The sequence below is a fragment of the Knoellia sp. S7-12 genome (assembly GCF_040518285.1).
In the GTDB taxonomy this organism is placed as follows: domain Bacteria; phylum Actinomycetota; class Actinomycetes; order Actinomycetales; family Dermatophilaceae; genus Knoellia.
In genome coordinates this window covers 2142838-2166227 of record NZ_CP155449.1, presented here as the reverse complement: position 1 = coordinate 2166227, position 23390 = coordinate 2142838, and the positions used below count along the sequence as shown (strand labels likewise).

Annotated in this window: 21 protein-coding genes; 10 read left to right on the top strand and 11 right to left on the bottom strand. The window is 67.2% G+C overall.

The genetic code is table 11. The features are described 5' to 3' along the window. Positions 1-33: 33 nt before the first annotated feature. Both V6K52_RS10440 and pafA read right to left on the bottom strand, forming a co-directional pair. Entirely contained in the window at positions 34-987 is a 954-nt protein-coding gene (locus V6K52_RS10440) for an FKBP-type peptidyl-prolyl cis-trans isomerase (RefSeq protein ID WP_353950051.1), read from the bottom strand. Positions 988-1056: 69 nt separating this feature from the next. Continuing rightward, positions 1057-2418 carry a Pup--protein ligase gene (gene pafA / locus V6K52_RS10435; RefSeq protein ID WP_353950050.1) on the bottom strand — a complete coding sequence of 454 codons (1362 nt, stop codon included), beginning with the start codon at positions 2416-2418 and terminating at the stop codon, positions 1057-1059. A 158-nt stretch (positions 2419-2576) separates the two neighbouring features. Here pafA and V6K52_RS10430 point away from each other — a divergent pair, with 158 nt between their 5' ends. Together V6K52_RS10430 and V6K52_RS10425 are read left to right on the top strand one after the other, a co-directional pair. Continuing rightward, on the top strand, positions 2577-3212 hold the full coding sequence (locus V6K52_RS10430; RefSeq protein WP_353950049.1) for a peroxiredoxin: 636 nt from the start codon (positions 2577-2579) through the stop codon (positions 3210-3212). An 83-nt stretch (positions 3213-3295) separates the two neighbouring features. Then, the gene (locus V6K52_RS10425; RefSeq protein WP_353950048.1) at positions 3296-3988 is read left to right on the top strand and encodes a dienelactone hydrolase family protein; all 693 of its coding nucleotides are present in this window, start codon (positions 3296-3298) and stop codon (positions 3986-3988) included. A gap of 49 nt (positions 3989-4037) precedes the next feature. On the opposite strand, the gene prcA is transcribed toward V6K52_RS10425, so the two are convergent. Genes prcA through dop form a run of 4 tightly spaced genes read right to left on the bottom strand, consistent with a single transcriptional unit; the run spans position 4038 to position 7453 of the window. Further along, the gene (gene prcA, locus V6K52_RS10420; RefSeq protein WP_353950047.1) at positions 4038-4847 is read right to left on the bottom strand and encodes a proteasome subunit alpha; all 810 of its coding nucleotides are present in this window, start codon (positions 4845-4847) and stop codon (positions 4038-4040) included. Continuing rightward, complete coding sequence (gene prcB / locus V6K52_RS10415; RefSeq protein WP_353950046.1) at positions 4844-5686, bottom strand: proteasome subunit beta; 843 nt, start codon at positions 5684-5686, stop codon at positions 4844-4846. The genes prcA and prcB overlap by 4 nt, the downstream gene beginning before the upstream one ends. Next, on the bottom strand, positions 5683-5874 hold the full coding sequence (locus V6K52_RS10410) for a ubiquitin-like protein Pup (protein WP_009774904.1): 192 nt from the start codon (positions 5872-5874) through the stop codon (positions 5683-5685). The genes prcB and V6K52_RS10410 overlap by 4 nt, the downstream gene beginning before the upstream one ends. 52 nt (positions 5875-5926) lie before the next feature. Beyond that, positions 5927-7453 carry a depupylase/deamidase Dop gene (gene dop, locus V6K52_RS10405; protein ID WP_353950045.1) on the bottom strand — a complete coding sequence of 509 codons (1527 nt, stop codon included), beginning with the start codon at positions 7451-7453 and terminating at the stop codon, positions 5927-5929. Positions 7454-7545: 92 nt separating this feature from the next. On the opposite strand from dop, the gene V6K52_RS10400 reads away from it, so the two are divergent. The 4 genes from V6K52_RS10400 (at position 7546) to V6K52_RS10385 (ending at position 11089) form a co-directional block, all read left to right on the top strand. Continuing rightward, complete coding sequence (locus V6K52_RS10400) at positions 7546-8514, top strand: alpha/beta hydrolase (protein ID WP_353950044.1); 969 nt, start codon at positions 7546-7548, stop codon at positions 8512-8514. A 21-nt stretch (positions 8515-8535) separates the two neighbouring features. Further along, complete coding sequence (locus tag V6K52_RS10395) at positions 8536-9525, top strand: ribose-phosphate pyrophosphokinase (RefSeq protein ID WP_353950043.1); 990 nt, start codon at positions 8536-8538, stop codon at positions 9523-9525. 4 nt (positions 9526-9529) lie between these two features. Continuing rightward, entirely contained in the window at positions 9530-9880 is a 351-nt protein-coding gene (locus tag V6K52_RS10390) for a DUF3054 domain-containing protein (RefSeq protein WP_353950042.1), read from the top strand. Between the two features lie 138 nt (positions 9881-10018). After that, positions 10019-11089 (top strand): hypothetical protein, encoded by a 1071-nt coding sequence (locus tag V6K52_RS10385; RefSeq protein ID WP_353950041.1) that lies wholly within the window; start codon positions 10019-10021, stop codon positions 11087-11089. A 117-nt stretch (positions 11090-11206) separates the two neighbouring features. Here V6K52_RS10385 and arc read toward each other — a convergent pair whose 3' ends face one another. From arc to V6K52_RS10370, 3 genes are read right to left on the bottom strand one after another with little or no spacing between them, the layout of a single operon-like run. After that, positions 11207-12868 (bottom strand): proteasome ATPase, encoded by a 1662-nt coding sequence (arc, locus tag V6K52_RS10380; protein ID WP_353950040.1) that lies wholly within the window; start codon positions 12866-12868, stop codon positions 11207-11209. A 34-nt stretch (positions 12869-12902) separates the two neighbouring features. Then, the gene (locus V6K52_RS10375; RefSeq protein WP_353950039.1) at positions 12903-13904 is read right to left on the bottom strand and encodes a tRNA (adenine-N1)-methyltransferase; all 1002 of its coding nucleotides are present in this window, start codon (positions 13902-13904) and stop codon (positions 12903-12905) included. A gap of 11 nt (positions 13905-13915) precedes the next feature. Then, positions 13916-15016 (bottom strand): site-2 protease family protein, encoded by a 1101-nt coding sequence (locus V6K52_RS10370; RefSeq protein WP_353950038.1) that lies wholly within the window; start codon positions 15014-15016, stop codon positions 13916-13918. A gap of 83 nt (positions 15017-15099) precedes the next feature. On the opposite strand from V6K52_RS10370, the gene metH reads away from it, so the two are divergent. Next, complete coding sequence (gene metH / locus V6K52_RS10365) at positions 15100-18900, top strand: methionine synthase (RefSeq protein ID WP_353953763.1); 3801 nt, start codon at positions 15100-15102, stop codon at positions 18898-18900. A gap of 66 nt (positions 18901-18966) precedes the next feature. Here metH and V6K52_RS10360 read toward each other — a convergent pair whose 3' ends face one another. Further along, positions 18967-19476, bottom strand: a complete 510-nt coding sequence (locus V6K52_RS10360) for a MarR family transcriptional regulator (RefSeq protein ID WP_353950037.1) — start codon at positions 19474-19476, stop codon at positions 18967-18969. 143 nt (positions 19477-19619) lie between these two features. Here V6K52_RS10360 and V6K52_RS10355 point away from each other — a divergent pair, with 143 nt between their 5' ends. From V6K52_RS10355 to V6K52_RS10345, 3 genes are all read left to right on the top strand, one after another. Beyond that, on the top strand, positions 19620-20882 hold the full coding sequence (locus V6K52_RS10355) for an MFS transporter (RefSeq protein WP_353950036.1): 1263 nt from the start codon (positions 19620-19622) through the stop codon (positions 20880-20882). A gap of 138 nt (positions 20883-21020) precedes the next feature. After that, complete coding sequence (locus V6K52_RS10350; RefSeq protein WP_353950035.1) at positions 21021-21824, top strand: MerR family transcriptional regulator; 804 nt, start codon at positions 21021-21023, stop codon at positions 21822-21824. Between the two features lie 63 nt (positions 21825-21887). Next, a complete protein-coding gene (locus tag V6K52_RS10345; RefSeq protein ID WP_353950034.1) occupies positions 21888-22733 on the top strand; it encodes a PD-(D/E)XK nuclease family protein in 846 nt (281 codons plus the stop codon). Here V6K52_RS10345 and V6K52_RS10340 read toward each other — a convergent pair. Continuing rightward, complete coding sequence (locus V6K52_RS10340) at positions 22662-23369, bottom strand: HAD family hydrolase (protein WP_353950033.1); 708 nt, start codon at positions 23367-23369, stop codon at positions 22662-22664. The two genes, V6K52_RS10345 and V6K52_RS10340, sit on opposite strands and share 72 nt — an antisense overlap. Positions 23370-23390 lie beyond the last annotated feature (21 nt).

The window sequence follows — 23390 nt, the reverse complement described above, 5'->3', positions numbered from 1 at the left end:
AGCGGTGATCAGTGGTCGTGCGGAACAAACGGGTCAGACGGCGCCGAGGATGTCGACGACGAAGACCATGGTGTCAGTGCCCTTGATGTCGCCCTGACCCTTCTCGCCGTAGCCGTCGGCCGGGGGCACTGCCAGGAGGAGGCGGCTGCCGATGGGCTGGCCGACGATCGACTTGTCCCAGCCCGGGACGACCTGACCCACGCCGATGGCAGTGGTGAATCCGGTGGCGTTGGAGTCAAAGACCTTGCCGTCACGCCAGAGAGCGCCGGTGTAGGCGATACGGACGGTCTGGCCCTCGGCCACCTTGGCGCCCTTGCCGGTGACGAGCGGCTGGGTGACAAGGGCCGCGGGCGGCGTCGTCTTGGGCATGGTGATGGCTGCGGCCTTGCCGGGGTTCATCTTCACTGTGGGCAGGCCGGCCTTGGGGGCGACTGCCGCGCCAGTGGCCTCCTTGAGCGGCGCAACCACCTTGACGACGTCGATGACGAAGACGATCGGGTCCTCGGCCTTGAGGCCGAGATCCGTGTTGCCCTGCGGACCGTAGACCGCCGACGTCGGTGCCCCGATGAGGACCCGGGAGCCCGGCTTGGATCCGGGCAGCTGGGTCTTGAAGAGCGGCAGCATCTTCTGGTCGATGAGGTCGATGGCGAGCGGCTGGCCCTCCTTCCAGGTGCTGGTGACGACCTTGCCGTCGGTGCCGTTGATGATCTGGGCCTTGATCGACAGCAGGTCGGTCGCGCTGGCAACCGTGCCCTCGCCCTCGGTGACGACACGCTTGGACTCACCGGTCAGCTTGAGCGGCTTGGTCCCGAGGGTGACGGTCGGCTCCTTGGCCGGGTCAGTCCCCTCGACCTTCACCGAGGCGAGCGGGCCGGTGTTGGCCTTCGCGTCGCCGGCTTTGTCGCCAGAGGAGTCGCCGCAGCCGGCGAGGGCCACGACACCGACGACGAGAGCCGCGGCGAGGGGTGCAAAACGGGGGCGGGACAAGGTGATACCTCAGATCGGGCGGTGACTGGGAAGGGCCACCATAACCAGAGGACCTGTCAGATCCCTGAGTCACATTCCTGAGATGAGCCGCTCGACCCGCGGGTCCTCGTTGCGGAACGGGTCCTTGCACAGGACCGTGCGCTGGGCTTGGTCGTTGAGCTTGAGGTGCACCCAGTCGACCGTGAAGTCACGTCGGTTCTCCTGCGCGGCGCGGATGAAGTCACCGCGCAGCTTGGCCCGGGTCGTGGGCGGCGGCTTGACCTTGGCCTCGAAGATCTCGGGGTCGGTGACCGCCCGTGCTGCTCGTCCGCGGGCTTGCAGGAGATAGAACAGACCGCGTCGGCGGTTGATGTCGTGGTAGGCCAGATCGATCTGGGCCAGCCGAGGGTGGTCGAGGTCGAGGCTGTGCTTGGTGGCGTAGTCGCTGAGCAACTTGTGCTTGATGATCCAGTCGATCTCGGTGTCGACTTTGCTGTGGTTGCCGGACTCGACCGCGTCGAGCGTGCGCTCCCACAGGTCGAGCACCGTCTTGTGATCGGGGTCGCTCGTGCCTTCACGCTCGACGTATGCCGTTGCGGCAGTGAGATATTCACGCTGCAGATCGAGGGCACTCAGCTCACGGCCGTTGGCCAGACGGACGAGTCGGCGCCCAGTGATGTCGTGGCTGATCTCGCGAATCGCGCGGATCGGGTTCTCAAGGGTGAGGTCGCGCATGACGACACCCTCTTCGATCATCCGGAGCACGAGGTCGCACGACCCGACCTTAAGCAGGGTCGTCGTCTCGCTCATGTTGGAGTCACCGACAATGACGTGCAGTCGGCGGTAGTGCTCGGCGTCGGCGTGGGGCTCGTCGCGGGTGTTGATGATCGGACGGCTACGTGTCGTCGCCGACGACACGCCTTCCCAGATGTGGTCCGCCCGCTGACTCACGGCATACTCCACGCCCTTGGAGGTGCGCACGAGCTTGCCTGCGCCACAGATGATCTGGCGACTGATGAGGAAGGGCAGCAGAGTGTCGGAGAAGACCTGGAAGTCGCCGGCGCGACCGACGAGGTAGTTCTCGTGGCAGCCGTAGGAGTTGCCGGCGGAGTCCGTGTTGTTCTTGAAGACGTAGATGTCTCCGCGCACACCGTCCTCACGAAGTCGCGCTTCGGCGTCGGCAGCGAGTCCTTCGACGACCCGCTCCCCCGCCCGGTCGTGGGCGACGAGCTGGCGCAACGAGTCGCACTCGGCAGTGGCGTACTCGGGGTGGCTGCCGACGTCGAGATAGAGGCGCGATCCGTTGGCGAGGAAGACGTTGCTCGACCGGCCCCAGGCGACGACCTTGCGGAAGAGGTAGCGGGCGACCTCGTCGGGCGTGAGGGTGCGTTGGCCCTCGGACGAGGCGGTGATGCCGTACTCGTTCTCGATCCCGAAGATCCGTCGGTCCATGGCGTCACCCTAGCCTCGCAGCCGCTCGTCCCGGCCCAACCGCGACCTCACGGCCGGTGCGCACCGTCCAGCATCCGGAACGCCGGTACCACCATCCGGAACTTAACGGCATGTTTGGTCTCTGACAACTTCGTGTTACCGATGAGAGGACTGTTCCCATGGCCACGCTGCGTCTCGGCGACAACGCCCCAGACTTCACGGCTGAGACCACCGAGGGTGAGATCAGCTTCCACGACTGGAAGGGCGACGGCTGGGCCGTCCTCTTCAGTCACCCGGCGGACTTCACCCCCGTCTGCACGACCGAGCTCGGGCGCGTCGCCGCGCTCAAGGACGAATGGGCCAAGCGGGACGCCAAGGTCCTCGCTGTCTCGGTCGACGCGATCGAGGACCACCACGCCTGGAAGAAGGACATCGAGGAGGTCGGCGGCTCGGCCGTGACCTACCCGATCGTCGCCGACAAGGACCGCAAGGTCGCCGAGCTCTACGACATGATCCACCCGGGTGAGGGCGACACCTCGAGTGTGCGCTCGGTCTTCCTCATCGACCCCAAGGGCAAGGTCCGCCTCTCCCTCGTCTATCCCAAGAGCGCTGGCCGCAATTTCGACGAGGTCCTTCGCGCCCTCGACGCGCTGCAGGTCAACGACTCCGGGCCGTTCTCCACGCCGGCCGACTGGCAGCCGGGCGAGCGCGTCATCGTCGCGCCGACCGTCTCCACCGAGGACGCCCGCGACAAGTTCAAGGACGTCGAAGAGGTCAAGCCCTACCTGCGCTACGCCGCAGCCCCGATCGCCTGAACCCTCGACTTATTGCGCATTCCGTCGGAACGAGGCCAGCGAGAGACGGCGGAATGCGCAATAAGTCGAGCAGGATGGGGTTCATGGCTGACGACATTGCGCTCAACATCCCCGTCGATCTGCTTCTCCCCGAGGCAGGTGGCGGGCCGGGGATCGTGCTGTTCCAGGAGATCTTCGGGGTCACCGACTACATCCGCTCCCGCGCCCAGGACCTCGCGGACCTCGGCTACGTGGTGCTCGTCCCCCACTTCTATGGACGACTCGGTGACCCGGTCATCGAGGAGGGCGGCGCTGGGCTGCCCCAGGCGATGGGTCTGCTCGAGGAGCTCGACTGGCCCGGTGCGGTCGAGGACGGGGTTGCCGCCCTGGACGCGCTACGCGACCACCCCGCCGTTTCGGGCGGCGTCGGCCTCCTCGGCTTCTGTTTCGGTGGCGGTCTGGCCTACAACGTTGCGGCAGTGGCGGATTCGAAGCCCGATGCTCTGGTGAGCTACTACGGTTCGGCCCTCCCATCGTTGCTGGGACTTGCACCCGATGTGACGACGCCGAGCCTGCACCACTTCGGGGACAGCGACGACTACATCCCGATGGACACGGTCCGCGAGATCGAGCAGGCCGTCACCGCCGGCCACGACGACGTCACGTTCGTGACGCACCCGGGCGCCGACCATGCCTTCGACAACCCGTCACCGATGTTCCACCACGAGGGTGCGTCACAGGAAGCGTGGGCGAAGACCGTGGCGTGGCTGCGAGAGCACCTGCCAACCGACGACTGACTGTCCCGCCTCAGTCGTGCGCGAGGAGTCGGGACGTCCTGGCCCGCTCTCAGTCGGAGTCGGGGGTCGCCTCGTCGCCGTGTCGCTGCGTCTGCGGGTTGCTGGCCGCTTGTCGCGGGCTGTCGTGGTCGACCGGTGGCACGTCATCGGTCGGGTCGTCCTCGGACAGCAGCTGAGCGAGGAGGTCACCGTTGATGCGGCGGAAGGTGCGCCGCGATCTGGTGCGATCGAGAACTGCCACCTCTAGGGCGTCCGCACCGAGCTCGCGGTCGGGTCCCCCAGCCGGGTCGTGGGCCAGGCCGGCGACCGCGAGCTGCAGCGCCTGGGCGAGGGTCAGCCCGGACTGCCACTGCTCGGTGAGCCGCTCCTCGATCTGCTCCGAGGCCCCACCCATCGCGACAAGACCCCGCTCATCAGCGACGGAGCCGTCGTAGGTGAGCCGATAGATCTGGTCTCCCTCGCCGTCATGCCCGACCTCGGCCACGACGATCTCGACCTCATAGGGCTTGGACTCCTGGGTGAACACGGTTCCGAGCGTCTGGGCGTAGGCGTTGGCGAGCCCTCGTGCTGTCACGTCGCTGCGGTCGTAGGAGTAGCCGCGCAGGTCGGCATACCTGACTCCCGCGACACGAAGGTTCTCGAACTCGTTGTACTTGCCCACGGCAGCAAAGCCGATGCGGTCATAGATCTCACCGATCTTGTGCAGACTGCGCGATCGGTTCTCGGCGACGAACGCGATGCCGTGGTCATAGCCGAGGACCACCACAGAGCGACCTCGGGCGATGCCCTTGCGGGCGAAGTCGGCCCGGTCCTTCATGAGCTGCTCGGGCGAGACGTAGAACGGCATACCCGCGGTCATGAGGCACCTCCCCCACGTCGTCCACCAGGATTCCCACGGCGATCCGCCACGATGGCGTCGACCACGGGAGCGACGCTGTCATCGGGCACGAACCGCGCCCCGTCGGCATCGATGAGGGCGACCGTCGGCCAGATCCGCCGACCCACGTCGGGGCCACCGGTCGCCGAGTCGTCATCGGCCGCGTCCCACAGGGCCTCGACGGCGATGCGGACGGCTTCGTCACTGGACATGCCGGGACGGTAGAGCTTCTTGAGGGCGCCACGCGCGAAGAGCGAACCCGAGCCGACGCTGTGGTGGTCGTGCTCCTCGTAGCAACCCCCGGTGACGTCGTAGGAGAAGATCCGACCGATCGCGTCGTGGTGGTCGAAGCCGGCAAAGACGGGCACGACGCTGAGGCCCTGCATCGCCATGCCGAGGTTGCCCCGGATCATCGAGGCGAGCCGGTTGGCCTTGCCCTCAAGGGACATGAGCGTGCCCTCGATCTTCTCGTAGTGCTCGAGCTCGACCTGGAACAACCGGACCAGCTCGATGGCGAGACCTGCGGTGCCAGCGATGCCCACGACCGAGAACTCGTCGGTCGCGAAGACCTTCTCCATGTCGCGGTTGGCGATGATATTGCCCATCGTCGCGCGCCGGTCGCCGGCCATGAGGACGCCGCCGTCAAAGGTCAACGTGACGATCGTCGTGCCGTGGGGGGCATCGATCGTCGCTCCCGGGGGCAGGCCGCGACGCGACGGGATGAGGCTCGGCTCGTGTTCAGCGATGAACTCGGTGAACGAGGCAGAACCCGTGCGCAGGTATGCCGCGGGGAGACGACCGCTGTCGGACACGGGGCTCACTGGCCGCCCTTCTGGACGAAACCGCGGACGAACTCCTCGGCGTTGGTCTCCAGGACACCGTCGATCTCGTCGAGGATGTCGTCGATCTCGGTGTCGGAGACCTGCGCCGCCGGCGCCGCTGCGGGCTCGGGTGCGTCGTCCGGACCGTCGTCGCGTCGCCCCGGCTTGATCTGCTCTTGGCCTGCCATGGGCTCCTCCTCGTGTCACCGAAGCACCATCGCGGTGCCTGAGAGACCGAGCCTAGTCCGCGGCCCGGTCGACAGCGGCCAGCGACTCGAGGAGCGACCGGATGTCGGACGCCCCGTCGACGAGGTCACCGACCGCGTCCTTCGTCCCTCGCAGCGGCTCGAGGATGGGAATGCGCTGGAGGGTGCGCTCCCCCGGCACCTCGACGACGACGGAGTCCCACGACGCCGCCACGACCGACTCGGGAAACTTGCGCAGGCACGCCCCCCGGAACCACGCTCGTGTGTCCTCGGGCGCGTTGTCCATCGCCGCCGCCGCCTCGGCCTCTGGCACGAGGACCTCGACCCGGTTCGTCGCCGCCAGTCGATGCGCCAGGCCGCGGTCGCTGCGCACGTCGGACCACTGGATGTCGACCGCCTTGAGGCGTGGGTCGCCCCAGCCGAGGGAGTCACGCTCGCGGTAGCCCTCGAGGACGGAGAGCTTGGCCACCCAGTCGACCCACCGCCGGGCGTCCATCGGGTCACCCTCGAGCGCGGTGAGCACGGTGTCCCACCAGCGCAGGACCTCGATCGTGTCGGTGTCGACGTCGGTGCCCCACTTGTCGTCGACGTAGGTCGCGGCGAGCTCGTGGAAGGTGCGGAGCAGCTCGACCGGTCGGATCGACCGACCGTCCATCAGCTCGATCGTCGACTTCAGGGACGGGTCGTGACTCACCGCCCGCAGGGTGGGCACGGGAGAACGGACACTGAGGTCGCTCGTGAAGGCGTCGTCCTCGATCATCGCCAGGACCAGCGAGGTCGATCCCATCTTGACGAGGTTCGCGACGTCGCAGTGATTGGCATCACCGAGGATCACGTGCAGTCGGCGATAGAGGTCGGCGACCGCGTGCGGCTCGTCCCGCGTGTTGATGATGGGCCGCTTGAGCGTCGTCTCGAGCCCGACCTCGGCCTCGAAGAAGTCGCTGCGCTGCGCCAGCTGGTAGCCGGTCGCGCGGGAGTCGACACCGATCCCGACCCGGCCCGACCCGCACATGACCTGACGCACGACGAAGAACGGGGTGAGCTGGGCGATGATTCGCGCGAACGGCGTGCGGCGCGACATGAGGTAGTTCTCGTGGGTGCCGTAGGACGCACCCTTGCCGTCAGTGTTGTTCTTGTAGAGGTTGACCCCCGGCGGCACTGTCGCGAGTCGATGCACGGCATCGCGCATGACGAGTTCCCCAGCCTTGTCCCAGACGACCGCGTCGCGGGGGTTGGTGACTTCCGGCGAGGCATATTCGGGGTGGGCGTGGTCGACATAGAGCCGCGCCCCGTTGGTGAGGACCACGTTGGCCATCGTCGGGTCGTCGATGTCGGTGAGCTGGCTCGCGTGGGCCACCCCCCGCCCCATGTCGAACCCGCGGGCGTCGTGCAACGGCGTCTCGTCGGCGTAGTCCCACGATGCCTGTGCCGGACGGATCCCTCGGCTCGCGGCATACGTCGTCACGACGTCTCCGGACAGGACCATGGGGTTCGCCGTGGGTGAGCCCGGGACCGAGATGCCGTACTCGGTCTCGATACCCATGACGCGACGGACGGTCATCGCTGCACCGCGAGGGAAAGGAATCGGGACATGGGTGCAAGGAAACCACGTCCTCCGGACCGGCCGACCGAGCCCCACGGCATACTCCCCGCATGCGCTCGTATCGCGGGATGTCTCCACTCACCACGGCAACCGTCGCTGTCGTCGACCGGATGCGAGTGCCGGTCGAGGAGATGAGCGAGGAGCAGCGTCACGAAGCCCGCGCGGCGACGTATCCGACCAAGCCGCCGTTCTCGTGGATCACCGGTGTCGTCGACCCGGCCGTCGGCATCACCTTCGGGACGGCCCCTGCCCGCGACGGCTACGAGATCCCGCTGCGCATCTATCGTCCGCGGGCCATTCGTGATGCGCAGACCGACGTTCCCGTCATCGTCTGGTTCCACGGTGGCGGCTGGGTCGTGGGCAATGTCGTCAACTACGACCCGATATGCACCCAGCTCGCGGCCGAGGTCGGCGCGGTCGTCGTGAGCGTTGACTACCGGCTGGCTCCAGAGCACCCCTCGCCGACGGCCGTCCACGATGCCGTCGACGCGACGACCTGGATCGCGGCGCAGTCAGACGTGTTGCGTGCCGACGCGCACCGGATGGCGGTCTGTGGCGACTCGGCGGGCGGTCACCTTGCCGCCGTCGTCGCGCAGGTCGTTCACGGCAGCGGCGCCGACTGGATCCGTCACCAGGCGCTCATCTATCCAGCCACAGACCTGACGATGCAGTCACCCTCCATCGACGAACACGCCAACGCGCCGATCCTCACCAAGGCGTCGATCATCGCCTTCCGTGACCTGTATGCCGCGGGGCAGGACCTCACGGACCCGCAGCTCTCGCCGCTCTTCGGCGACCTCGTCGGTCTGCCTCCCGCACTCATCCAGACCGCGGACCTCGACCCGATCCGGGACGACGGAATCCGGTATGCCGCCGCGCTCCGCTCCGCTGGTGTCGACGTCCGCCACACGAACTATCTGCGGGTGCCGCACGGTTTCGCCAGCTTCCCGGGGGCCTGTGCCGCGGGTGGCCAGCACCGTTGGGAGCTCGTGAATGAACTTCGCGTTCACCTGACCTGACGTCTGCCTTAGGGTCGACTCATGCGCGAGATCGTCGTCTTCTCCGGTAGTGCCCACAAGACCCTCGCCTCCCAGATCTGCGACAAGTTGGGCGTGCCTCTTTCGGGCAGCGAGATCAAGCGGTTCAGCAATGACTGCCTGCAGGCCCAGCTGCTCGCGAACTGCCGCCAGCGCGACGTATACATCATCCAGCCGCTCGTGCCGCCGACGCAGGAGCACCTCATGGAGCTGCTCCTCATGATCGATGCGGCCCGTGGCGCGTCCGCCGCCCAGATCACCGCGGTCATCCCCCACTTCGCCTACGCCCGGTCCGACAAGAAGGACGCGTCGCGCATCTCGCTCGGTGGGCGACTCGTCGCCGACCTCATCTCGACGGCCGGCGCACACCGCGTGCTGACGATGAACCTTCACGCCCCCCAGGTCCACGGCTTCTTCTCGGTCCCCGTCGACCACCTCACCGCCCTCGGGGTGCTTGCCGACCACTTCCGGGGCACCGACCTCACGAACTCGGTCGTCATCTCCCCCGACCTCGGCAACGCCAAGGAGGCGACCCAGTTCTCGCGCCTGCTCGGCCTGCCCGTCGCCGCCGGCAGCAAGCAGCGACAGAGCGACGACAAGGTCGTCATCGACTCCATCGTCGGTGACGTCAGGGGCAAGCGCGCCATCGTCCTCGACGACGAGATCGCGACAGGTGGATCCATCCTCGAGCTGCTTGATCGCCTGGCCGACTTCGGGGTCACCGAAGCGGCGGTCGCCTGCACCCATGGGCTCTTTGCGGGCAAGGCCGTCGAGCGCCTGCGCGGCCACCCGATGGTGACCCAGATCGTGACGACCGACACGGTCCCCGCACCCGCCGACTGGCCCGAGCTCCAGGTCCGCACCGTCTCGGGGCTCTTCGCCGAGGCGATCACCCGGATCCACGGCGGTGAGTCCGTGAGCATCCTGTTCGACGGCGTCGACCCGACGCACGCACCGCCCCAGGGCTCTCTCTTCGACAAGGTCAGTGGCTGACTCGATGAGCCGCCTCGTCGCTCCGCTGCTGGACCTGCTCGCTGTGGTGGTCTTTGCCCTTGTCGGTCGACGATCGCACGCGCACGGGATCACCTTCAGCGGAGTCCTCGAGACCGCCGCTCCGTTCGTCTGTGGCACCGCCGCCGGCTACCTCGTCGCCTCGCTCACCCTGGATGCATCGCCGCGCACCTGGCAGTTCGGCACCATCGTCGTGGTCGCCACCGTGGTTGTCGGCATGCTCTTTCGACGCCTTGCCGCGACGGGGACCGCACCGTCGTTCATCGTCGTCGCCACGATCTTCCTCGCGGCAACCATGCTCGGCTGGCGCCTCATCGCCAACTTCCTACCCAACTGATTGCGACTTCGCACAGTAACTCGGTTCGACTGATTGCGACTTCGCACAGTTTCCACAAGCCGATCTCTGACCGGCTCTTGTCCACAGATGGCTTCGTGCAGCTGCCCAGGAGGGCCCGCACGGCCCATCGTGCGTTGCATGGACCCACAGACCGCGCAGGCTCTGAGCCGACTGCCGCAACCCTTCGTCCGTCGCGAGTCCGGTGCCGACGGCCTCGCACAAACCACCGTCAGTTATGCGTTGTCGACCCGGTTCCTGACGTCTCCCGCCAGAGGTTTGTATGCCGTGCGCGGGCCCTGGGACACAGCCTCACCCTGGCAGCGCCATCGGCTCATGATCGAGGCCGCCGTTCGACTCGTTCCCGACGCCCTGATCAGCCACACGAGTCAGGCCGTCCTCCTCGATCTACCCCGTCCCTCACACCCACCGGCGGTCGTGAGCATGACGATCTTGGACGACGTTCGGACCAGCCCGAACTACGCGTGGTGTCGGTTCCACCGAGGCAAGACGCCGCACGAACACATCGTCATTCGCCACGGTGTTCCGGGTTTCGTTCCTGCGCGTGTCGTCATCGATTCTGGTCGCGAGGTTCATCAGCGCGATGCGTTGGCCGTCGCTGACGGGGCCGTCCGAGCCGGAGTGACCACGCTTGACCAACTCCTCGACATGCGGCGCCATCAACGCCGATGGCCACACGTGGCCAGGACCAACGATGTCCTCATGCTCGTAGACGGCCGTCGGGAGAACTGGCTCGAGTCTGCGTCGGCTTGGTCCATGGCGAGCTGGGGGCTGCCCACCAGCGTCCCCCAGGTCAACGTCTTCACGCCTGAGGGCGAGTTCGTCGGCCGGCCCGACGCGGTGTGGCCAGATTACGGACTCGTCGGTGAGGCCGACGGCGTTGAAAAGTACCTGCTCGACGGCACGGACGAAGGGTCCGTTCGTCGAGCCCTGAAGCGCGAGCGGATTCGCGAGGAGGGCATGACCGCGCTCGGTCTCGCCATCGTTCGATGGACACCACGTGACGCCATCGAAGGGTCCGAGATCCACACGCGCTTTGTGCGGAGCGCCAGCAGTGACCGTGCAGCCAAGGTCACCGCTGTCTTCCGGTGCTCCTGTTGCAACCACCCACTCGCTGAGTGTGTCGTCGAGGCACAGTTGGCCGTGTGGCGCCGGAAGCTCGTCAGAGAGTTCGAACGCAAAATCTGGTGAGCAGGTCTGGCCCACAACTGTGCCAAGTCGCAATCAGTGGAAAGTCCCGCGCACCACGTGGCCATCAGTGGGTCCGCCCCCCAACTAGGCGAAGTCGCAATCAGTGGGGGGTGGCTGTTAGAGGTATTGACCGGTGTTGGCGATCGTCGAGATGGACCGGCCCGGCTCGTTGCCTTCCTTGGTCTTGATGAGCGTGCGGATGTAGACGATCCGTTCACCCTTCTTGCCCGAGATCCGCGCCCAGTCATCCGGGTTGGTCGTGTTGGGCAGGTCCTCGTTCTCCTTGAACTCGTCGACGCAGCTGGCGAGCAGGTGGTCCACCCGCAGACCGCGGTGACCGGTGGTGAGGAAGTCCTTGATGGCCATCTTCTTGGCCCGGTCGACGATGTTCTGGATCATCGCGCCGCTGTTGAAGTCCTTGAAGTAGAGGACCTCCTTGTCGCCACCCGCATAGGTCACCTCGAGGAACTCGTTCTCCTCGTCCTCGGCATACATGCGGGTCACGACGGCCTCGGTCATCGCGTCGACCGTGGCCTCGGGCGATCCGCCGTTGACGGCCAGGTCGTCCGTATGGAGGGGCAGGTCGGGCGTGAGGTACTTGAGGAAGATCTCGGTGGAGGCCTGGGCATCGGGACGCTCGATCTTGATCTTCACGTCGAGCCGACCGGGACGCAGGATGGCCGGGTCGATCATGTCCTCACGGTTGCTCGCACCGATGACGATGACGTTCTCGAGGCCCTCGACACCGTCGATCTCGCTGAGCAGCTGCGGGACGATCGTTGTCTCGACGTCGCTGGAGACACCGGACCCGCGGGTGCGAAAGAGGCTGTCCATCTCGTCGAAGAAGACGACGACGGGGAATCCCTCGGAGGACTTCTCGCGAGCGCGCTGGAAGATCAACCGGATGTGCCGCTCGGTCTCGCCGACGTACTTGTTGAGCAGCTCTGGACCCTTGATGTTGAGGAAGTAGCTCTTGCCCGGCTCCCGACCCTCCTTCTCGGCGATCTTGCGCGACAGAGACGCGGCGACCGCCTTGGCGATCATCGTCTTGCCACAACCGGGAGGGCCATAGAGGAGAACGCCCTTGGGGGCCTTGAGGTGATGCTCAGCGAACAGGTCCGGGTGGAGGTAGGGCAGCTCTACGGCATCGCGGATCAGTTCGATCTGGCTGCCGAGCCCGCCGATGTCCTCATAGGCGATGTCGGGCACCTCTTCGAGGACGAGGTCCGCGACCTCCGCCCTGGGGATCTGCTCGTAGACGAACGCGCTGCGTGACTCGAGGAGGAGGGCGTCGCCGACACGCAGCTTGACGTCCTTGAGGGAGGCGGCCACACGGCATACCCGCTCTTCGTCCGCACGGGACAGGACGAGGACTCGGCTGTCGTCGAGGATCTCCTTGAGGAGGACGATCTCGCCGGCGCGTTCGAAGCCGTGGACGGCCACGACGTTCATGGCCTCGTTGAGCATGACCTCGCGGCCGACCTCGATCTCGTCGGCCTCGATCGTCGGGCTCACCGCGACGTGCATCTTGCGGCCACCGGTGAGGACGTCGACCGTCTTGTCGCCGAAGGTCTCGACGACGATGCCGTAGCCCGACGGCGGCTGACCCAGCCGGTCGACCTCGGTCTTGAGGGTGACGATCTGCTCACGGGCGTCGCGCAGGGTGCGGACGAGTCGCTCGTTCTGTGCGGACACGGTGTTGACCTGTGAACGCAGGTCGTTCACGGTGCCCTCAAGACGGCGCGTGGCATCGCGATCGGACGGAGTGAACTCGGTCATCGGGGCCTCCTTGGCTCACGCTTGCCCCTCAACGCTAACCCGTGACGCTGCGACGGACCTTGCGGACTCGCTTGTCGGACGGGACACGTTCGCCGATGGCCTCGGACGTCCACTCCTCGTCGGACGCACCGGGCATCACCTCGGCCGGCCTGCCCTCGGTCTCCTCAAGGCCCTCGTAGCCCTTGCCGGGGCGGCGCTTGCGTTGCGGAGGGGTGACTCCGGGTGCGAGGCGACGTGACGTGATGAGGAAGCCGGTGTGGCCGTGCATGCGGTGCTGTGGACGGACGGCCAGGCCTTCGAGGTGCCATCCACGCACGAGTGATTCCCAGGCCGAGGGCTCGGTCCAGTTGCCGGCGTCGCGCAGGGCCTCGGCGACCTTGGACAACTGCGTGGCTGTGGCGACGTAACAGATGAGGACGCCACCGGGGGCGAGCGCTTCACCGACGACGTCGAGGCACTCCCACGGGGCGAGCATGTCGAGAACGACGCGGTCGACGGTGCCGGGCTCGACGTTCTGCGGCAGCGCCTCGACGAGGTCGCCGACAGTGACCGTCCACGCCGGGTGGTCGCCGCCGAAGTAGACACGGGCGTTGGCCATCGCGATGTCGGCGAAGTCCTCGCGGCGTTCGAAGGAGTGAAGGCGTCCGGACTCACCGACGGCCCGCAGCAACGACATCGAGAGCGCGCCCGAACCGACACCGGCCTCGACGACGACGGCACCCGGGAAGATGTCGGCGAAGGTGACGATCTGGCCGGCGTCCTTGGGATAGACGACGGCGGCGCCGCGGGGCATCGACATGACGTAGTCGGAGAGCAGCGGCCGCAGCGCGAGGTACTGAAACCCGGCGGTGTTGGTCACGGTCGAGCCGTCGGGCGCACCGAGGAGGTCGTCGTGCTGCAGGTAGCCGCGGTGGGTGTGGAACTGCTTGCCCGGAGCCAGGGTGATGGTGTGGAGGCGTCCCTTGGCGTCGGTGAGCTGAACCCGCTCACCTTCGGCAAAGGGTCCACGTCGAAGGTCGCTACCGGTCGCACTCATGAGCGTGGAGTCTAGTTGGCGGCGATCGCCGCGTTGACCGCCTCGACCGTGACGAGGCCGAGCACTCGGCCGTCCTCGACGGCGACGACCACCTGGCTCGACGACTCCTGGATCGCGGTGACGACGGCGGTGAGGTCGTCCTGGGCACGAGTGTCGGCGACCCAGCGGTCGGGCTGGATCCGCGCCAGAGCCGACACGGGCGTGGTCACCCATCGATCGCGCGGCACGGTCTGGGCGTCCGGCGGGATGACCAGTGACGTGGGGCGCCCGCCTTCGTCGATGACGACGGCGAGACCCCCGGTTGCCGCAGCGGCTTCAAGCACGTCGGTGCCGCGCAGCACCGGCACCGGGCGGACCACTTGGGCGACCGTGCCGCGACCGAGCATCTGGCGCGCCTGGCCCGTCCGGATCGCCGCGGTCGCGCCCTGCCACATGAACACGGCGATGAGCCCCATCCAGATGATCGAGGTGAGCGATGGCTCCTCCCCGCTGAGAAGTGGTCTCGCGACAAACCACAAGATGACGCCGACGGTGACGACCCGACCGGTCCAGCCTGCGGCGATGAGACCCTTCTCGCGTCGACCGGTCAGGCGCCAGACCAGAGCGTCGACGAGCTGACCACCATCCAGCGGCAGCCCGGGCAGCAAGTTGAACACCGCCAGCAGCAGGTTGACGAAGGCGATGCCGAAGAGGATGCGGCTGGGCACTTCCGCGGTGACGGCGAATGAGGCGGCCCACGCCACCAGGGCCAGGGCGAAGTTCGCGAGCGGACCGACGACGGCGATCGCCGCCGCCTTGCCGGGTGTGGACAGACGAGCGTCGTATGCCGTGTGCCCACCCCAGAGGTCGGCCACCACTCTGTGGACCGGGAACCCCAGCGCCCGGGCCATCCATGCGTGGGCACCCTCGTGGACGAGGACCGAGATCAGGAGCGAGACGGCATACGCGACACCGACGACGTAGGCGGCGGTGCCGAGCTCAGGTGCGCCACTGCCGACGATGTAGGTGATGACGGCGGCCAGGAGAAGCCAGCTCGCGCCGATCTGGACCGGGACGCCACCGATGCGTGCGATGACAAGGCCGGAGGACTGAGTCTCATTCGCTGCGGCCACCCCGCGACCCTACAAGGCTCGGCGGCATACTGGGTCAGGTGAATTCCTCCCCCGCCGCAACGTCATCGTCCTCAGCGGACACGGTGGACAGTGTCGTGAACCACCGTCCGGACGCCACCGCTGATCTCACGGCCGCCCTCACCGAGCGCGTCCTCGTCCTCGATGGGGCGATGGGCACGATGATTCAGCGGGAGGGTCTCTCCGAGGAGGACTACCGGGGCACGCGCTTTGCTGACTGGCCCAGCGACCTGCGCGGCAACAACGACCTCCTCAGCCTCACCAACCCCACGATCATCGAAGGCATCCACCGCGAGTATCTGCTCGCGGGCGCCGACCTCGTCGAGACCAACACGTTCAATGCGCAGCGCATCTCGCTGGCGGACTATGACATGGCCGACCTCGCGTACGAGATGAACCTCGAGGCCGCTCGACTGGCCCGCGCGGCCTGCGACGCCGTGGCGGCTGAGACCGGCCGTCCGCGCTGGGTCATGGGCGCTCTGGGCCCGACGACGCGGACGGCGTCCATCTCCCCCGATGTCAACGACCCGGGTGCCCGCAACGTCAGCTTCGACCAGCTCGTCGAGGCCTACATCGAGCAGGCCCGCGGGCTCGTAGACGGGGGCGCCGATGCTCTGCTCATCGAGACGATCTTCGACACCCTCAATGCCAAGGCAGCGATCTTCGCGGTCGAGACGCTCTTCGAGGAGCTCGAACGTCGTTGGCCGGTCCTCATCTCTGGGACGATCACGGACGCCTCCGGCCGCACCCTGTCCGGCCAGGTCACCGAGGCCTTCTGGAACTCCGTGCGCCACGCCCGACCGCTGGTCGTCGGTCTCAACTGCGCCCTGGGCGCTGACGAGCTTCGTCCCTACCTGGCAGAGCTCTCCCGCATCGCGGGCTGCTTCGTGTCGGCCTACCCCAACGCCGGCCTGCCCAACGCCTTCGGTGAGTACGACGAGACCCCGGACCAGATGGCCTCCGTCGTGGGCGAGTTCGCCTCGAGCGGACTCGTCAACATCCTCGGCGGTTGCTGTGGGACCACTCCCGAACACATCGGGGCCATCGCCGACGCGGCGGCGCAGGGCGCTCCCCGCGTGCGCTCCGAGGTCCCCGGGGCCCTTCGGCTCAGCGGCCTCGAGCCCGTGACCATCGACGGTGACTCGCTGTTCGTCAACGTCGGGGAGCGCACCAACATCACGGGTTCAGCCCGCTTCCGTCGCCTCATCAAGGAGGAGGACTACCCGGCTGCCCTCTCTGTGGCTCGCCAGCAGGTCGAGGCCGGCGCCCAGGTCATCGACATCAACATGGACGAAGGGATGATCGACGGCGTCGCCGCGATGGACCGCTTCGTCAAACTCGTCGCGAGCGAGCCCGACATCTGCCGGGTGCCGCTGATGATCGACTCCAGCAAGTGGGAGGTCATTGAGGCCGGCCTCAAGTGCTCCCAGGGCAAGCCGATCGTCAACTCGATCTCGATGAAGGAGGGCGTCGAGCCCTTCCTCGCACAGGCCCGCCTCTGCCACAAGTACGGCGCCGCCGTCGTCGTCATGGCCTTCGACGAGGAGGGACAGGCCGACTCGCTCGAGCGGCGCAAGGTGATCTGCCAGCGTGCCTACGACCTGCTCGTGGATGAGGTGGGCATGGACCCGCACGACATCATCTTTGATCCCAACATCTTCGCGGTGGCCACAGGCATCGAAGAGCACGCGGCATACGGAACGGACTTCATCGAAGCGACCCGGTGGATCAAGGAGAACCTGCCCGGCACCCTCGTCTCCGGCGGCGTCTCCAACGTGTCGTTCTCGTTCCGGGGCAACAACCCGGTGCGTGAAGCGATCCACGCCGTCTTCCTCTACAACGCCATCCAGGCGGGCATGGACATGGGCATCGTCAACGCGGGTGCGCTCGTCGTCCTCGATGACGTCGACCCCGAGCTGCGCGAACGCATCGAGGACGTCGTCCTCAACCGCCGACCGGACTCGACCGAGCGACTGCTCGAGATCGCCGACAAGTTCAACAACACTGGCGAGGCTGCGCCCGAGGTGACCGAGGCCGAGTGGCGTGGGCTGCCCGTGCGCGAACGCATCACACACTCCCTCGTCAAGGGCATCGACGACTTCGTGGTCGAGGACACCGAGGCACTGCGCCAGGAGATCGACGCCGCCGACGGCAAGCCCATCGAGGTCATCGAGGGCCCGCTCATGGACGGTATGGGTGTCGTCGGCGACCTCTTCGGCGCCGGCAAGATGTTCCTTCCCCAGGTTGTGAAGTCCGCCCGCGTCATGAAAAAGGCTGTCGCGCACCTCATCCCCTACATCGAGGCCGAAAAGGTCCGCTCGGGCGTCTCCACCAAGAACAGCAAGGGCCTCATCGTCATGGCCACCGTCAAGGGGGACGTCCACGACATCGGCAAGAACATCGTCGGGGTCGTCCTCCAGTGCAACAACTACGACGTCATCGACCTCGGCGTCATGGTGCCGACCCAGAAGATCCTCGACACCGCCAAGGAGGAAGGCGCCGACATCATCGGACTTTCCGGGCTCATCACTCCTTCGCTCGACGAGATGGTGCGCGTGGCGGCCGAGATGGAACGTCAGGGGTTCACCATCCCGCTCCTCATCGGTGGCGCGACGACGTCCCGGGCGCACACCGCCGTCAAGGTCGACGGTCAATACAGCGGGCCGGTCGTGTGGGTGAAGGACGCTTCGCGGTCGGTGCCCGTGGCGAGCCAGCTGCTGTCCGAGACGCAGCGGGCGCCTCTCCTCGAGACGATCAAGGCTGACTACGACTCGATGCGGGCCCGCCACGCCGCGAAGTCGACCGAACGTCCGCTGGTCTCGATCGACGCGGCACGCAAGGCGCACACCCCGATCGACTGGACGGCATACCGGCCGGTTCGTCCGCACCTCCTCGCCCAGCAGAGCAAGGACGTCTGGTCCGGCAAGGCCGATACCAAGTGGCACCGGGCCGCCGCCCAGTTCACCAGGGAGTTCGTCAGCTATCCGATCGAGGAGCTGCGCCGCTACATCGACTGGACCCCGTTCTTCCAGGCCTGGGAGATGAAGGGGCGCTATCCCGACATCCTCTCCAACCCGGCGACGGGCGAGACCGCGCGCAAACTCTTCGAGGACGCCAACGCGATGCTCGACAAGATCATCGAGGAGAAGTGGCTCACCGCGAGCGGCGTCATCGGGCTGTTCCCGGCCAACGCGGTCGGTGACGACATCGAGGTCTATACCGACGAGTCCCGCGAGAGCGTCCTCACGACCATCCACGGTTTGCGCCAGCAGGGACAGCACCGCGAGGGCGTCCCGAACCGGTGCCTGTCCGACTTCATCGCGCCCAAGGAGACCGGAATCGGCGACTACGTCGGAGCTTTCGCGGTCACCACCGGTCATGGGACTCACGACCGGATCATGGCGTTCAAGGAGGAGCTCGACGACTACAGCGCGATCCTTCTCGAAGCTCTCGCCGACCGGCTGGCCGAGGCCTTCGCCGAGCGGATGCACGAGCGGGTCCGTCGCGAGTTCTGGGGCCACGCGAGCGACGAGCACCTGTCCAACGATGACCTCATCGGCGAGAAGTACTCCGGTGTCCGACCCGCCCCCGGCTACCCCGCCTGCCCCGACCACACCGAGAAGGAGACACTCTTCAAGCTCCTCGGCGCGACCGAGCGCGCGGGGATCGAGCTCACCGAGTCGATGGCGATGCTGCCGGGCGCGGCCGTGAGCGGCTGGTACTTCGGGCATCCGCAGAGCCAGTACTTCGTCGTCGGTCGACTTGGCCGCGACCAGGTCGAGAGCTATGCCGAGCGCAAGGGCTGGACCCTGGCCGAGGCTGAGCGCTGGCTCGGCCCCAACCTGGGCTACCAGCCCGAGGACTGAGAACCCTGACGCGTATGCCGGCCTGCTGGTTTCCGTTGGCGGGCCGGGTTGTCGGCGTCCGTGGGCTCAGGCGTCGACGTCGTCCAGGTGGGCGATGACTCCTTCGAGGAGACGCGCCAACTCCTTGCGCTCACCCTTGTTGAGGCCCCGCAGCACGTCGCTCTCGACCATGTCGGACTCCCGGATCGACTGCGTGAACAGTTCCCACCCATCCGGCGTGAGCGAGACAAGGGTGCGGGTCCGGTTGTTGGCGTCCGGCCGGCGATCGACCAGCCCTCGTTGGAACATCTTGTCGAGACGGTGAGTCATCGATGACGGCGCCACGCTGGTCAGTTCAGCGAGCTGACTCGGCGTCTGGCAGTCCTCGCCCGCCTTGGCGAGCGCTGCGACCACCGCCCACTCCCCCTGGGTGAGGTCGAGGTCCGCGAGCTGTCGGGCGTACCACTGGTCGAGCTTCTTGGTCACGCCGTACAGAGCGGTAATGACCCGTTGGACTGACTCCTCACCACCCGCCGCGACGTAGGCCGCGACGGCGTCCTGGTGCTGTTGCGCTGCGGACCTCGGGCGTCTGGGCATAACCCGATTCTCGCATGCGTTCTTCGAATGCTAACCTTTCGATATCGAACCTTCGAGTTCGAAGCTCTCGGCATCGAAGCCCAGATGGGCGCCCGTTCGGGCCGCCCTCCACAACCAGCACCTGGAAAGGGTGTGAATTCGTCATGCGCGCAAAACTCCTCATCCTTGCCTCGTCCATCGGAATGCTCGGCTGGGGTGCCGTGCTGCCCTACCAGTACGCGTATGCCGCCGACACCCGCGGCTGGGGGGCTCTGGCGGCGGCTGCGGCATCCTCCCTCTTCTCAGTGGGGGCGCTCGTCGCCGCACCGGTCGCCGGTCGGCTCAGTGACCGGTTCAACCCGGTGACCGTTGCGGTGCTCGCCCAGCTGCTGGGTGCCATCGGCGTGGGCTCGCTGGTGGTGGCCGACTCGGCCGGAGCCTTCCTCACCGGGATGTTCGTCTTCGGGCTCGGGCTCACGGGTGCCGTCCCGGCCAAGCAGGTCCTCGTCCTGCGCTGGGTCGACAGCGCCGACCGTCGGCGCACCTTTGCCTACAAGTTCACGGGCGAGGCCCTCGGTATGGCGGCTGGCGCCTACATCGCCGGGCACCTGGTCGACCTACGCGACCCACAGGGTTTGGACGTCGGATTCCTCACTGCGGCAGCCGGATTCGTGATCTCGTCTCTCATCATCGGCGTTGCCGGTCGAGGCGCAGTCATCCACCCCGACAGCGACTTCGCCGGCGGCCCAGACGTCGGGCCCATGAGTCCGCTCCAGTCGGTGCGGGCGATGTTCGCCACCCCGGCCCTGCGGTGGACCGCGGTGATCACGGTGTCCCTGGCTCTCGGGTTCTATGCCCAGTTCGAGTCGGGCCTGCCCGCCTACGCCCTCACGACCCTTGACATCGACACGTCCACCGTCGGCACCGCCGCCGCTGTCAACGCAATCGTCATCGTCGTGCTCCAGGTCATCGTCGTCCGTCTCACGGCGAACCGGAGCGCACCCACGCTGCTCATGGCGGTCGGTGGGATCTGGGTCCTGTCCTGGCTGGTCCTCTCGACCGCTCAGTTCGCACCGGGCGTCGCCTCCGCCCTGTTCGTGACGACATACGGGATCTTCGCGGTCGGAGAGACGATGTACAGCCCCGTCCTCAGCCCGTTGACCGCGTCTCTCGCACCGCGCGGGATGGTCGGCCAGACCCTCGGCGCCTTCGCCGCGCTGCAGACGACGTTCTCGGCTCTCGGACCGCTCGTCGCGGGAGTACTCCTCGGCGCTGGGCTGACGACGGGCTTCCTCGGACTGCACCTGGCGATCAGCGTCCTCGCCGTCTACGCCGCCTGGCGCCTTCGCGCTGCCCTGCGGCGCCCGGAGCCCGTCCCCGCCACGAGCTCGTCGGTGGCCACGGACGAACGAGTCCTCGCCGCCTGAGGTGCGCGCGGGTCCCACGCTCTGCGTGGGCCGGCATACGCACAATGGTCCTTGACCCTGACACGGTGTCAGGCTGTCTCCTGATGGTGTTGCCCGGGCATGGGATCCGGGAACGACAGGATTCCTAAGGAGACGCACGTGCTCGGCATCGGTGAGTTTGCGCTTCACGGACAAGTGTCCGTGCGCATGCTGCGGCACTACGACGCGCTCGGGCTGCTCGTGCCCGCGGCCGTCGAGGCGCACAGCGGCTATCGGCGCTATACGGCTGACCAGCTCAGCCGGCTCAACCGGCTCGTCGCGCTCAAGGACCTCGGCTTCGCTCTCTCCGAGATCGGACCGATCCTTGACGCCGACGTGTCGGCCGACGACCTGCGGGCCATGCTCGCTCTGCGCCGGTCTCAGCTCACCGCGCAGATCGAGCAGGATCACCTCCGGCTCGCCGAGATCGAGCGCCGCCTTGGGACCATCGAGAAGGAGCACACCATGTCTGACCTCGAGTTCGTCACCAAGCCCCTGCCCGAGCTCACCCTCGCCCAGCGAACAGCCACGGTCATCGACCAGTCCGAGATCGGCGCCGCCATCGGGCCACTCTTCGGCAGTCTCCTTGCAGATGCGGGGCAGGCCGGTATCGACGTGGAGCAACCCACCGTCGCCTGGTACGAGATGGACGAGGAGTCGATCCGCTTCGCGGCGGGTATGCCGCTCGCGGACGGGGAGACCATCCCCGGTTACGACGTGGAGACCTTGCCGGCAGCAGGCCGGGCCGTCACTGTCGTCCACCACGGGTCGATGGAGACCATCAGTGACACGTGGCAGTCGCTGATGCAGTACATCGGAGCCGAAGGCCTCTCATTGGCAGGCCGGTGCCGCGAGGTCTACATCTCGACCCCCGAGGGCGACCTCGATGCGTGGGTCACGGAGTTGCAGCAGCCCGTCGGCTGACGCGAGCAAGGGCCAGGGTGGCGGCGCGCGGGGGTGTCGGCGGCACGGCATACCGTGTCGTCCATGACCCCCGCACTGTCACCGAGCCGCGCAGCGGACTTCAAGCAGTGCCCCCTGCTGTTCCGCTTCCGGACCATCGACAAGCTCGACGGTCCGCCCTCGCCGGCGGCTGCCCGCGGGACGCTCGTGCACGAGGTCCTCGAGCACCTCTTCGAGCTGCCGGCCGCTGAGCGCACGCCGGAGGCAGCACTCGCGTTGCTCCAGCCGCGTTGGAGAAGCCTTGTCGAAGAGCGTCCCGAGCTCGCGACGATGCTCGAGGACGACGAGACCCTCACCGAGGACGGCTGGTTCAGCGCCGCAGGAGCCCTCGTTGAGCGCTGGTTCACGCTGGAGAACCCCCAGTGGCTCGAGCCGGCCGAGCGCGAGCTCTATGTCGAGACCGAGGTCGACGGCCTCACCCTGCGCGGCTACGTGGACCGCCTCGACATCGCTCCCGACGGGTCGATGCGAGTCGTCGACTACAAGACCGGTCGATCCCCGCGCGAGGCGTTCGAGGGCAAGGCCCTGTTCCAGATGAAGTTCTACGCGCTGGTCCTCTGGCGCCAGCGAGGCGTCATCCCCAAGTTGCTGCAGCTCGTCTACCTGGGCAACGGCGAGATCGTGCGCTACGAGCCCGACGAGCACGACCTGCTGGGGCTCGAGCGCAACGTCCAGGCCGTCTGGCAGGCGATCGTTCGAGCCAGTGAGACCGGCGACTGGCGACCCCGGGTGTCCAAGCTCTGCGACTGGTGCGACTTCAAGGAGCTCTGCCCCGAGTGGGGTGGCACTCCCCCGCCGCTACCCGCCGACGCCGGTCGGCTCGTCCTCGACCCGCGCGTCACTGGCGAGGCGCTCGTCGGCGACGACTGAGACGAGATCGTAGGGGGTGAGACCCCGCAGGCTCGGCAGCTGGACGGCACCCCGAGTGATCGGCACGGGAACGATGTGCGGCACGGCGATCGTGGGCACGCCTGCGGCCACGGCAGACCGCACTCCGGTCGGTGAGTCCTCGATGGCAATGCAGTCGCGAGCCTCGACGCCAAGCATGCGGGCAGCTGCGTGATAGGGCTCCGGGTGCGGTTTGCCGTGCTCGACCTCGTCGCCGGTGATGAGCGCCGCGAACGTCCCGTCGGGCAGGGCCTCGACGACCGCGGCTGCCAGCGAGCGCCATGACATCGTCACAAGCGCGTTGGGCACGCCCGCCTCGACGAGGGCGGCGAGCAGCTCTCGGGCGCCCGGGCGCCACGGCACGTGCTGGCGCACCTGAGCAGTGACGCGCACCAGCAACTCGTCGATGATCCGCTCCGGCTCCCACGTGATGGGTGAATTGTCGCGGATGAACTCGGCGCTGACCATGAGGTCGTTGCCAACGAGCTGCAGGGCGTACTCGTCGGACCACACACCACCGTGCTCCTCGACGATGTCGTGCTCAGCCGCGATCCAGTAGGGCTCGGTGTCGACGAGGGTCCCGTCCATGTCCCAGAGAACCGCCGCAGGCAACGTCATGCACGGAGTCTACGAATAGGG

Excerpts from the sequence above, each read along its gene's own strand:
- pafA (WP_353950050.1), bottom strand. The coding sequence starts at position 2,418 with ATGGACCGACGGATCTTCGGGATCGAGAACGAGTACGGCATCACCGCC.
- V6K52_RS10430 (WP_353950049.1), top strand. The coding sequence starts at position 2,577 with ATGGCCACGCTGCGTCTCGGCGACAACGCCCCAGACTTCACGGCTGAG.
- V6K52_RS10425 (WP_353950048.1), top strand. The coding sequence starts at position 3,296 with ATGGCTGACGACATTGCGCTCAACATCCCCGTCGATCTGCTTCTCCCC.
- prcA (WP_353950047.1), bottom strand. The coding sequence starts at position 4,847 with ATGACCGCGGGTATGCCGTTCTACGTCTCGCCCGAGCAGCTCATGAAG.
- V6K52_RS10410 (WP_009774904.1), bottom strand. The coding sequence starts at position 5,874 with ATGGCAGGCCAAGAGCAGATCAAGCCGGGGCGACGCGACGACGGTCCG.
- dop (WP_353950045.1), bottom strand. The coding sequence starts at position 7,453 with ATGACCGTCCGTCGCGTCATGGGTATCGAGACCGAGTACGGCATCTCG.
- V6K52_RS10400 (WP_353950044.1), top strand. The coding sequence starts at position 7,546 with ATGCGCTCGTATCGCGGGATGTCTCCACTCACCACGGCAACCGTCGCT.
- V6K52_RS10395 (WP_353950043.1), top strand. The coding sequence starts at position 8,536 with ATGCGCGAGATCGTCGTCTTCTCCGGTAGTGCCCACAAGACCCTCGCC.
- V6K52_RS10390 (WP_353950042.1), top strand. The coding sequence starts at position 9,530 with ATGAGCCGCCTCGTCGCTCCGCTGCTGGACCTGCTCGCTGTGGTGGTC.
- V6K52_RS10385 (WP_353950041.1), top strand. The coding sequence starts at position 10,019 with ATGGACCCACAGACCGCGCAGGCTCTGAGCCGACTGCCGCAACCCTTC.
- arc (WP_353950040.1), bottom strand. The coding sequence starts at position 12,868 with ATGACCGAGTTCACTCCGTCCGATCGCGATGCCACGCGCCGTCTTGAG.
- V6K52_RS10375 (WP_353950039.1), bottom strand. The coding sequence starts at position 13,904 with ATGAGTGCGACCGGTAGCGACCTTCGACGTGGACCCTTTGCCGAAGGT.
- V6K52_RS10360 (WP_353950037.1), bottom strand. The coding sequence starts at position 19,476 with ATGCCCAGACGCCCGAGGTCCGCAGCGCAACAGCACCAGGACGCCGTC.
- V6K52_RS10355 (WP_353950036.1), top strand. The coding sequence starts at position 19,620 with ATGCGCGCAAAACTCCTCATCCTTGCCTCGTCCATCGGAATGCTCGGC.
- V6K52_RS10345 (WP_353950034.1), top strand. The coding sequence starts at position 21,888 with ATGACCCCCGCACTGTCACCGAGCCGCGCAGCGGACTTCAAGCAGTGC.
- V6K52_RS10340 (WP_353950033.1), bottom strand. The coding sequence starts at position 23,369 with ATGACGTTGCCTGCGGCGGTTCTCTGGGACATGGACGGGACCCTCGTC.